General features: G+C 37.3%; 11 protein-coding genes and 1 pseudogene. 11 read left to right on the top strand and 1 reads right to left on the bottom strand.

The features are described from left to right. Positions 1-330: 330 nt before the first annotated feature. From HT669_RS04775 to HT669_RS04725, 11 genes and pseudogenes are all read left to right on the top strand, one after another. Positions 331-414 (top strand): annotated as a pseudogene (locus tag HT669_RS04775) (aldose epimerase); the annotation flags it as partial. Between the two features lie 156 nt (positions 415-570). After that, positions 571-996, top strand: a complete 426-nt coding sequence (lacA, locus tag HT669_RS04770) for a galactose-6-phosphate isomerase subunit LacA (protein WP_000029273.1) — start codon at positions 571-573, stop codon at positions 994-996. A gap of 148 nt (positions 997-1144) precedes the next feature. Then, a complete protein-coding gene (gene lacB / locus HT669_RS04765) occupies positions 1145-1660 on the top strand; it encodes a galactose-6-phosphate isomerase subunit LacB (protein WP_172933647.1) in 516 nt (171 codons plus the stop codon). 10 nt (positions 1661-1670) lie between these two features. After that, positions 1671-2600 (top strand): tagatose-6-phosphate kinase, encoded by a 930-nt coding sequence (locus tag HT669_RS04760; RefSeq protein ID WP_172933646.1) that lies wholly within the window; start codon positions 1671-1673, stop codon positions 2598-2600. A gap of 1 nt (position 2601) precedes the next feature. Beyond that, positions 2602-3582, top strand: a complete 981-nt coding sequence (gene lacD / locus HT669_RS04755) for a tagatose-bisphosphate aldolase (protein ID WP_001229137.1) — start codon at positions 2602-2604, stop codon at positions 3580-3582. Positions 3583-3914: 332 nt separating this feature from the next. Then, on the top strand, positions 3915-4457 hold the full coding sequence (locus tag HT669_RS04750; protein ID WP_023396293.1) for a hypothetical protein: 543 nt from the start codon (positions 3915-3917) through the stop codon (positions 4455-4457). A 396-nt stretch (positions 4458-4853) separates the two neighbouring features. Next, complete coding sequence (locus HT669_RS04745) at positions 4854-5690, top strand: transcription antiterminator (RefSeq protein ID WP_050223389.1); 837 nt, start codon at positions 4854-4856, stop codon at positions 5688-5690. 34 nt (positions 5691-5724) lie between these two features. After that, positions 5725-6042, top strand: a complete 318-nt coding sequence (locus tag HT669_RS04740; protein ID WP_004260646.1) for a PTS lactose/cellobiose transporter subunit IIA — start codon at positions 5725-5727, stop codon at positions 6040-6042. Further along, positions 6042-7733: a lactose-specific PTS transporter subunit EIIC gene (locus HT669_RS04735; RefSeq protein WP_172930287.1), complete on the top strand. Its 1692-nt coding sequence runs from the start codon at positions 6042-6044 to the stop codon at positions 7731-7733. The genes HT669_RS04740 and HT669_RS04735 overlap by 1 nt, the downstream gene beginning before the upstream one ends. Before the next feature lie 339 nt (positions 7734-8072). Further along, entirely contained in the window at positions 8073-9479 is a 1407-nt protein-coding gene (gene lacG / locus HT669_RS04730; RefSeq protein ID WP_172922737.1) for a 6-phospho-beta-galactosidase, read from the top strand. A gap of 42 nt (positions 9480-9521) precedes the next feature. Then, positions 9522-9779: a DUF3884 family protein gene (locus HT669_RS04725; protein ID WP_112443722.1), complete on the top strand. Its 258-nt coding sequence runs from the start codon at positions 9522-9524 to the stop codon at positions 9777-9779. Positions 9780-10072: 293 nt separating this feature from the next. On the opposite strand, the gene HT669_RS04720 is transcribed toward HT669_RS04725, so the two are convergent. Continuing rightward, positions 10073-10834: a DeoR/GlpR family DNA-binding transcription regulator gene (locus HT669_RS04720; RefSeq protein ID WP_172922736.1), complete on the bottom strand. Its 762-nt coding sequence runs from the start codon at positions 10832-10834 to the stop codon at positions 10073-10075. Positions 10835-11128: the final 294 nt, after the last annotated feature.

The following is an 11128-nucleotide window of genomic DNA, read 5'->3' as shown; positions in this document are numbered from 1 at the left end:
CTATCCTATCTTCTAGAATGTCTTCCAAACGAGGAAACTCTCGTAAACAAAGAGGTTTTAGAGGCTTATTTACCATGGACTAAAGTTGTACAAGAAAAGTGTAAATAAGAAATCTCCAGATTAGGAACTATCCGTGAGTTCTCTAGTCTGGAGATTTTTCAATATACTTCGTTATTGGGCGGTTACGGAAGACCTCCTGTATACTATTCGTAAAGTAAAACGATTGGAGGATATTTGAATGCCACAACCTATTGTTCCTGTAGAGATTCCACAATCTCGACCTTTTGATTCTAAAAAGAGAAATGATAGTCTGCTTAAAATTCAGCAGAAAATCATTTAGAAGATAAGAAGAATGTTCGTCTCTTAGAAGCCAATCAGGTTGAAGAATTAGGGTTTGAGATAGAAGTTTTATAAAAAATCAAAAAAATAAACAACAAAAACAAACATAAACTATTGACTTTTTCAAACAATAGTAGTATATTATGTTTGTGAGGACTAATTGACTGTTTTTTAAAGACAGCCAATACACTGCTGGAATCCAGCATAGAAAAAATAAAAGGAGTATACAATATGTCTATTGTTATCGGTGCAGATGCTGCAGGTTTGAGATTGAAAGAAGTTGTGAAAGACTTCTTGGAAAAAGAAAACTTCCACCTTGTGGATGTTACAGCTGAAGGTCAAGACTTTGTTGATGTGACTCTCGCTGTTGCTGCAGAAGTAAACAAAGAAGAACAAAACCTTGGTATCGTGATTGATGCTTATGGAGCTGGTCCATTTATGGTCGCAACTAAGATCAAAGGAATGGTTGCTGCAGAAGTTTCTGACGAACGTTCAGCTTATATGACTCGTGGCCACAACAACTCACGTATGATCACTATGGGAGCACAACTTGTTGGTGATGAATTGGCTAAAAATATCGCTAAAGGATTTGTTAACGGTCAATACGATGGTGGACGTCATCAAATCCGGGTCGACATGTTGAATAAAATGTGCTAATACTCTTCAAAAATCAAGATAATCTGTTGTCAGCTCACTTTAGCTAACCTCAGTTATGCTTGCAGCTCGCTTCCTAAGCTAATCTTGATTTTTCTTGAGTAGGGATAAATGATATTAGATTTATATAATTAATCGGAGGGAATAACTAATGAGAATTGCAATTGGATGTGACCACATCGTAACAGATGAAAAAATGGCGGTTTCAGAATTTTTGAAATCAAAAGGATATGAAGTTATTGACTTTGGTACCTATGACCATACACGTACTCACTACCCAATCTTTGGTAAAAAAGTAGGGGAAGCTGTAACTAGCGGTCAAGCTGATCTTGGGGTATGTATCTGTGGTACTGGTGTTGGTATCAACAACGCTGTAAATAAAGTTCCAGGTGTTCGTTCTGCCTTGGTTCGTGATATGACAACAGCCCTTTATGCTAAAGAGCAATTGAACGCTAACGTTATCGGTTTTGGTGGTAAGATTACTGGTGAATTGCTTATGTGTGATATCATCGAAGCTTTCATCCATGCTGAATACAAACCATCTGAAGAAAACAAGAAATTGATTGCGAAAATTGAACACCTTGAAAGTCACAATTCTCAACAAACAGACGCAAACTTCTTCACTGAATTCCTTGAAAAATGGGATCGCGGAGAATACCACGACTAAGAGGTGACCTATGATTTTAACAGTCACAATGAACCCATCCATTGATATTTCCTATCCCTTGGATGAGTTAAAGATTGATACTGTCAATCGTGTGGTGGATGTAAGCAAAACGGCTGGTGGTAAGGGGCTCAATGTTACCCGAGTACTTTCAGAATTTGGGGATTCTGTTCTTGCTACTGGTTTAGTAGGTGGCAAACTTGGTGAGTTTTTGGTTGAACATATCGATGATCAAGTAAAGAAAGATTTCTTCTCAATTCAGGGAGAAACTCGTAACTGTATCGCTATTCTTCACGGAGACAACCAAACAGAGGTTCTTGAAAAAGGTCCTGAAGTATTGGAACAGGAAGGTCAAGAGTTTTTGGAACATTTCAAAAAACTCTTGGAGTCAGTTGAAGTAGTAGCCATCTCAGGTAGTCTGCCAGCTGGCCTTCCAGTTGATTACTATGCGAGCTTGGTAGAACTTGCTAATCAAGCTGGCAAGCCTGTAGTCTTGGATTGCTCAGGTGCAGCACTTCAGGCTGTTCTTGAATCACCCCATAAACCAACAGTCATCAAACCAAATAATGAAGAATTGTCTCAGCTTCTTGGAAGAGAAGTTTCTGAGGATTTGGATGAATTAAAAGAAGTACTTCAAGAACCTTTGTTTGCAGGGATTGAATGGATTATCGTTTCACTTGGTGCCAACGGTACTTTTGCCAAACATGGTGACACTTTCTACAAGGTAGATATTCCTAGAATTCAGGTGGTAAATCCTGTTGGATCTGGAGACTCTACTGTGGCAGGAATTTCTTCAGGACTTCTTCACAAAGAATCGGATGCAGAATTACTCATCAAGGCAAATGTCCTTGGTATGCTCAATGCTCAAGAAAAAATGACTGGTCATGTCAACATGGCCAACTATCAAGCTCTATATGATCAATTAATAGTAAAAGAGGTATAAAATGGCTTTAACAGAACAAAAACGTGTACGCTTAGAAAAACTTTCTGATGAAAATGGTATCATCTCAGCTCTTGCATTTGACCAACGTGGTGCTTTGAAACGCCTCATGGCTCAACACCAAACAGAAGAACCAACTGTGGCCCAAATGGAAGAACTTAAAGTCTTGGTAGCAGATGAATTGACTAAATATGCTTCATCTATGCTTCTTGACCCTGAGTATGGACTTCCAGCAACTAAAGCTCTTGATGAAAAAGCTGGTCTTCTCCTTGCTTATGAAAAAACAGGTTATGACACAACAAGCACAAAACGCTTGCCAGACTGCTTGGATGTTTGGTCTGCAAAACGTATTAAAGAAGAAGGTGCAGATGCAGTTAAATTCTTGCTTTACTATGATGTAGATAGCTCAGACGAACTCAATCAAGAAAAACAAGCCTACATCGAACGCATCGGTTCTGAGTGTGTGGCTGAAGATATCCCATTCTTCCTTGAAATCCTTGCTTACGATGAAAAAATTGCGGATGCAGGTTCTGTAGAATACGCTAAAGTAAAACCACACAAAGTTATCGGCGCTATGAAAGTCTTTTCAGACCCACGCTTTAACATTGATGTTTTGAAAGTTGAAGTTCCTGTTAACATTAAATATGTTGAAGGCTTCGCTGAAGGTGAAGTAGTTTATACACGTGAAGAAGCAGCAGCCTTCTTCAAAGCGCAAGATGAAGCAACGAACTTGCCATACATCTACTTGAGTGCTGGTGTATCAGCTAAACTCTTCCAAGATACTCTTGTATTTGCTCATGAATCAGGTGCAAACTTTAACGGAGTTCTTTGTGGCCGTGCTACATGGGCAGGATCAGTTGAAGCTTACATCAAAGATGGTGAAGCAGCAGCTCGCGAATGGCTTCGCACAACTGGATTTGAAAACATTGACGAACTCAACAAAGTTCTTCAAAGAACAGCAACTTCATGGAAAGAACGCGTGTAAGAAAGTCCTCCTAGTTTAGGAACATGAATCTAAAAAAATTTAAAAAAAGTTGTATGTAAAGGTTTACAAAATAACTTACTTGTGCTATACTTAAATCACAAGTTAATATGAATTAGAAAGTAACTATATGAAGTATAATAAAAATAGGATATAGTTTATTTTACGAGCTAGGAAGGAAAAATACGGAAACAATATTGCCAGAATAAACTATATTTAGATGCACATTTCATTCATTGTTTTATAAAAGGAGAAGATAAACGGCTACTAAAAAGAGTTTTAAAGCGTTAGTTGTAGGACTAGGTATTGTTTCAATATTCTCATCAGCCTTACCTATGGTTAGTGGTTCTGTATTTGCAGATAGTGCCCTAACTACAGTAGATAAAGCAAATGATATTGTTTTGAATGTTGATGGGAATAAATTTTATAATGTTTCGGTTTCAGAAGATATTGTAAATGCTGGTCAAATTTTGGAAGATTATTTTTATGTAGATAAATTTGGAAATATAAATTTAAAAGGCACTCCTGAAGAGTTAGCAAAAAATATTGGTATTTCTGTACAAGAAGCAAGTTTGATGTATGAAGCTGTAAAAGAGTTACCCAACGTTTACGAAAGAGGTCCTGTAGGTTTTCGTTTCAATCTTGGTCCTCAAGTGAGGGGGATGGGTGGCTGGGCTGCTGGAGCTTTCGCTACTGGATATGCTGGATGGCATTTGAAACAATTTGCGGTTAATCCTGTTACATCTGGATTTGTTGCTGTAATAAGTGGTGCGATTGGCTGGGCTGTAAAAACTGCTGTAGAAAATTATTGGACAGTTGCTGTAGCTACAGTAGAAGTGCCGTTTGTGAACCTTGTTTACACCATAGATTTACCTTAGAGGTTATTTCTTTATGAATAGTTCGTTTAAAAAAATAACCGTATTTTGTTTTATAGTTTCTTGTGTTCTTTGTTTATTAGATTTAATGAATTTTAAAAATGTAGCTACTTTTTTATTTTTCTGTCTTCCTGTTTTTGTTTTGATTTACAAAAATAAATAAAAACAGATCCTCTGTTTGATGAATTTTAGAACATAGTTAAGTTTAAAAAAAGTTGTATGTAAAGGTTTACAAAATAACTTACTTGTGTTATACTTAAATCACAAGTTAATACAAGGTGAGTGTTACTAAGTAATATTAGGCATGATCACAGGTGAATTAGAAATCGGCTGATTTTCTAGTTCATTTGTGGTCATTTTTTATACTCATATACCTTTAAAATATAAAAGGAGGTTGACATGTATCGAATTCTAAATCCAATGAATCACAATGTCTCGCTTGTCAGAAATGATAAGGGAGAAGAAGTGATTGTGATTGGTAAGGGGATTGCATTCGGAAAGAAGAAAGGGGATTTGATTGCTGAACATCAGGTTGAGAAAATCTTTCGGATGAAGACCGAAGAGTCAAGAGAAAACTTTATGGCTCTCCTCAAAGATGTTCCGCTTGATTTTATCACAGTGACTTATGAAATCATTGATAAGCTATCAAAGAAATATCATTATCCGATTCAAGAGTATCTCTACGTAACCTTGACAGATCATATTTACTGTTCTTACCAAGCTCTAGCACAAGGAAGGTACAAGGATAGTAATCTGCCAGATATTTCCGCTAAGTATCCTGTCGCTTTTCAAATCGCAAATGAAGCTTTTGAAATTTACCGTCAGAAGCTAGCAGATCATTTTCCTGAGGACGAGATTATTCGGATTGCTTATCATTTCATCAATGCCGAAGGTGAAAATGAAGTGGAACTTGTGGAGTCGATTGATAAGAGGAAAGAAATTCTCAGGAATGTTGAGGAAGTTCTAAAGGAATATGCAATTCAACGAACCAAAGAGAATAACCATTTCTATGATCGCTTTATGATCCATTTGAATTATTTCTTGGATTATTTAGACAGATCCAGAGATGATAACCAATCACTTCTGGATATGGAAGATCATATTAAACAATCCTATCCAAAAGCCTTCGAGATTGGTTCCAAGATCTATGATGTGATTACGCAACATACGGGTCTTGATTTGTATAAAAGTGAACGAGTTTATCTAGTTCTACATATCCAACGTTTATTGTCATAAAAATTATTTAAAATTATATAAGGAGAATTCTATCATGAATAGAGAAGAAGTAACATTGTTAGGTTTTGAAATCGTAGCCTATGCTGGCGATGCTCGTTCAAAACTATTAGAAGCCTTGAAGGCTGCTGAAGCTGGTGATTTTGAAAAAGCGGACGCTCTGGTAGAGGAAGCTGGTAGCTGTATTGCAGAGGCTCACCACGCGCAAACAAGTCTATTGACTAAGGAAGCAGCTGGCGAGGACTTAGCTTATAGTGTAACCATGATGCATGGTCAAGATCACTTGATGACAACTATCTTGTTAAAAGATTTGATGCACCACTTAATCGAACTCTACAAGAGAGGAGTTAAATAATGAATAAACTAATTGCATTTATCGAGAAAGGAAAGCCTTTCTTTGAAAAACTATCTCGTAATATCTATCTTCGTGCTATTCGTGATGGTTTTATTGCTGGTATGCCTGTTATTCTCTTCTCAAGTATCTTTATCTTGATTGCCTTTGTACCAAACTCATGGGGCTTTAAATGGTCTGATGAAGTTGTAGCTTTTCTGATGAAACCTTACAGCTATTCAATGGGAATTCTGGCTCTCTTGGTAGCTGGTACAACAGCTAAATCTTTGACTGACTCAGTCAATCGAAGCATGGAGAAAACCAATCAAATCAACTATATGTCAACATTGTTGGCAGCAATTGTTGGTTTGTTGATGTTGGCAGCTGATCCTATCGAAAATGGTCTAGCTACTGGATTCTTGGGAACAAAAGGTTTGCTTTCAGCCTTCCTTGCTGCCTTTGTTACCGTAGCTATCTATAAGGTTTGTGTTAAGAATAATGTCACTATTCGCATGCCTGACGAAGTTCCGCCAAATATCTCACAAGTCTTTAAAGATGTGATTCCATTCACTCTATCAGTGGTTTCTCTTTATGCTCTTGATTTAATAGCACGTCATTTTGTGGGTGCTAGTGTAGCAGAATCAATCGGTAAATTCTTTGCACCATTATTCTCTGCTGCTGATGGTTATCTAGGTATCACCATTATCTTTGGTGCCTTTGCCTTCTTCTGGTTTGTTGGTATCCATGGTCCATCTATCGTTGAACCAGCTATCGCAGCTATTACCTATGCAAATGCCGAAGTCAATTTGAACCTTCTCCAACAAGGTATGCACGCTGACAAGATTCTTACTTCTGGTACACAAATGTTTATCGTTACCATGGGTGGTACTGGTGCGACACTGGTTGTTCCTTTCATGTTCATGTGGTTAACAAAATCAAAACGTAACCGTGCAATCGGACGTGCGTCTGTTGTTCCAACCTTCTTTGGTGTCAACGAACCAATCTTGTTTGGTGCACCGCTTGTATTGAACCCAATCTTCTTCATTCCATTTATCTTTGCTCCAATCGCAAACGTTTGGATTTTCAAATTCTTTATTGAAACTCTTGGAATGAACTCATTTACTGCTAATCTACCATGGACAACTCCAGCTCCACTAGGTCTAGTTCTTGGTACGAACTTCCAAGTTCTATCATTCATTCTTGCTGCCCTTCTAATCGTGGTTGACGTAGTCATTTACTATCCATTCCTTAAGGTCTATGATGAACAAATTCTTGAAGAAGAACGTTCAGGTAAGTCTAATGACGAATTGAAAGAAAAAGTTGCTGCAAACTTTAACACTGCAAAAGCAGATGCTATTCTTGAAAAAGCGGGTGTAGAAGCAACACAAAATACTATCACTGAAGAAACAAATGTCCTCGTTCTCTGTGCAGGTGGAGGTACAAGTGGACTTCTTGCAAATGCTTTGAACAAGGCAGCAGCAGAGTACAATGTTCCTGTGAAAGCAGCAGCAGGTGGTTATGGTGCTCACCGTGAAATGCTGCCAGAGTTTGATTTGGTTATCCTTGCTCCTCAAGTTGCTTCAAACTTTGAAGATATGAAAGCAGAAACCGATAAACTCGATATTAAACTTGCCAAGACAGAAGGCGCTCAATACATCAAATTAACCCGTGATGGAAAAGGTGCTCTTGCATTCGTACAAGCTCAATTCGATTAACGATAGGGACTGTGAAACAGTCTCCTCTCGTTACGGAAATCGCTATGGCGAATTTCCTAATCGCCTTGTTAATTCGTCGGTAAAAAGATATCGTTTTTACCTCCTCATGTCACAATTCGATTAACGATAGGGACTCTGAAATAGTCTCCTATCGTTATGGAAATCGCTATGGCGAATTTCCTAATCGCCTTGTTAATTCGTCGGTAAAAAGACATTGTTTTTACCTCCTCATGTCACAATTCGGTGACTTGGTACAAGAAGTGAGATGGAGAAGGATGGCTCACTGACTCCTCTCCTCTCACTTTTACTTTATTTTAAATCAAGAAATAGGTGAAAAAAATGACAAAAACACTTCCAAAAGACTTTATTTTCGGTGGCGCAACAGCTGCCTATCAAGCAGAAGGTGCTACGCATACTGATGGAAAAGGACCAGTTGCTTGGGATAAATATCTTGAAGATAACTACTGGTACACTGCAGAACCAGCCAGTGATTTTTACAATCGATACCCAGTTGACCTCAAGTTGGCAGAAGAGTATGGTGTCAATGGTATTCGAATTTCTATTGCTTGGTCACGTATTTTCCCGACTGGTTACGGTCAAGTAAATCAGAAAGGTGTTGAGTTTTATCATAATCTATTTGCAGAGTGTCACAAACGTCATGTTGAGCCCTTTGTAACTCTTCATCATTTTGACACGCCAGAAGCTCTCCACTCAAATGGCGACTTCTTAAACCGTGAAAATATCGAACACTTTGTAGACTACGCTGCCTTCTGTTTTGAAGAATTTCCAGAAGTAAACTATTGGACAACCTTTAATGAAATTGGGCCAATCGGTGATGGTCAATACTTGGTTGGTAAATTCCCTCCAGGTATTCAGTACGATCTTGCCAAAGTCTTCCAATCGCACCACAATATGATGGTGTCTCATGCGCGTGCAGTCAAGCTATATAAAGATAAAGGTTATAAAGGTGAAATTGGTGTTATTCACGCACTGCCTACTAAATATCCTCTAGATCCTGAAAATCCAGCAGATGTTCGCGCTGCTGAGTTGGAAGATATCATCCACAATAAATTTATCTTGGATGCAACTTATCTAGGTCGCTATTCAGCTGAAACGATGGAAGGTGTCAACCATATTTTATCAGTTAATGGTGGTAGCTTAGATCTTCGTGAAGAAGATTTTACAGCATTAGAAGCTGCGAAAGACTTGAACGATTTCCTAGGAATCAACTACTATATGAGTGACTGGATGGAAGCCTTTGATGGAGAAACTGAAATTATCCATAATGGTAAGGGTGAGAAAGGAAGCTCTAAATACCAAATTAAAGGTGTTGGTCGTCGTGTAGCTCCTGACTATGTGCCACGTACGGATTGGGATTGGATTATCTACCCTCAAGGTTTGTATGACCAAATCATGCGCGTGAAGAAAGATTATCCTAACTACAAAAAGATTTACATCACTGAAAATGGACTTGGTTATAAAGATGAGTTCGTTGATAATACTGTTTACGATGATGGACGTATTGATTATGTCAAACAACACTTAGAGGTCTTGTCTGATGCGATTGCAGATGGAGCGAATGTAAAAGGTTACTTCATCTGGTCATTGATGGACGTCTTCTCATGGTCAAATGGTTATGAAAAACGTTACGGTCTCTTCTATGTAGACTTTGAAACTCAAGAACGTTATCCTAAGAAATCAGCTCACTGGTACAAGAAAGTAGCGGAAACTCAAGTGATTGAGTAGTAGAATGAGTCATTAGATATAGAATTTTAGTGAGGCAAAAAGATGTTCAAAGATTTTATCCAATCTATTTATGAAAAAGTTTATATTATCAACTTTGAAAAATGCTCTCAAATACCGTGTTTGACGAATGAAGAACTGAAAAGCCTTGGGAAATGGTATGTCTCGACCGGTAAAGAATGGATTTGTCATTCAGATTATGAGCTGGAAGAATTTAAAAATCTATTTTTAAATTTTATCAATCCTGAAGAATGGGATACTATCTCCTTTGATTCAGATTTTATGCCGTTTCAACAATCGTAACCAATTGCTCAAAAAAGTTAAATCTTATATCTAGTACTCTGCAAAACTCTTATCTAATCACGTTGCTTATACTCAATGAAAATCAAAGAGCAACTTTAAACTAGGAAGCGAGTCGCAGATTTCTCAATGCATAGCTTTGAGGTTGCAGATAAAGCAATTGGGCAAAAAATCTTTGATACAGAAAAACGCATAATATCAGGTGTTGAAAAATCTTGATACTATGCGTTTTATTGTGGGAAGATTTACTTTTTTTTCTTCTGAAATTGAGTTGTTACCCAGAATCTTTCAGTTGATTAAGGCTTGATGACTTTAGTATGTTTAGATAGCTCAAAAAGGATTGAATCACTTAGTTTAGAATCTGAAACAATAGTATCAAGATTTGATACATTATAAAAAGTATAAAAATCAAACTTATTGAACTTACTATGATCTGCGAGTAAATATTTTTTATTAGAATTATTTAAAGCGATGCGTTGAGCCTCTCCCTCTTCCTCGCTAAAAGTAGCTAGAGCTCCGTTTTGAATACCATTACAGCTAACGAAAGCTTTAGAAAATTGGAGATTAGAGAGATTTTGTAGGGTCAATGTGCCAACAAAAGCACCTGTAATATCGCGATAATTTCCACCTATCAAAATCAAATCTGTTAATTTTCGTTCGCTTAAAATCAGAAAAACAGGTAGACTGTTGGTCACGACGCGGATATTGTCAATAGGCAACTCACGTGCAAAAAATTCTAATGTTGTTCCTGGTCCAATGAAAATAGTTTCTCTTTCTTCTACTAGACTGCCTGCAAAACGGGCTATTTCTTGTTTTTCTGCCGTTTGGAGGGCTTGTTTTTCAATATTTGATCGCTCATTAGTCAAAAGGGAGTTGGTTCGAAGTTTTTCAGCTCCACCATGCACACGAATCAGCAAATCTTTATCAGCTAATTCCTGTAAATAGCGCCTTGCAGTCATATCTGAAACGGCTATTTCGTCCATAATCTGTTTAACCGTTATGGTTCCTTTACTATTTACTGTTTCTAAAATTTTGGTTAATTTTTCTTGTTTGAGCATATTATCACCTCGTTTCCTACTACTATCTTACCATAAACTAGCTCATCATTCAAATACAAAAACAACAAAATAAAACAAAAACAAAAATATCGAGGTTTATTTTCAAAACTTTCGATATTTTTATTAAGTTATGATTTTGTTGTTTCTAGTTTACTTTTTATGATTGAGAGTGGTGGAGAATTATACTCAATGAAAATCAAAGAGCAAACTAGGAAGCTAGCCGTAGGTTGCTCAAAACACAGTTTTGAGGTTGTAGATAAGACTGACGAAGTCAGCTCAAAACACAGTTTTGAG

The organism is Streptococcus sp. 2100 (genome assembly GCF_013276335.1).
GTDB lineage: Bacteria > Bacillota > Bacilli > Lactobacillales > Streptococcaceae > Streptococcus > Streptococcus pseudopneumoniae.
This window is presented reverse-complemented; position numbering and strand designations above follow the sequence as displayed.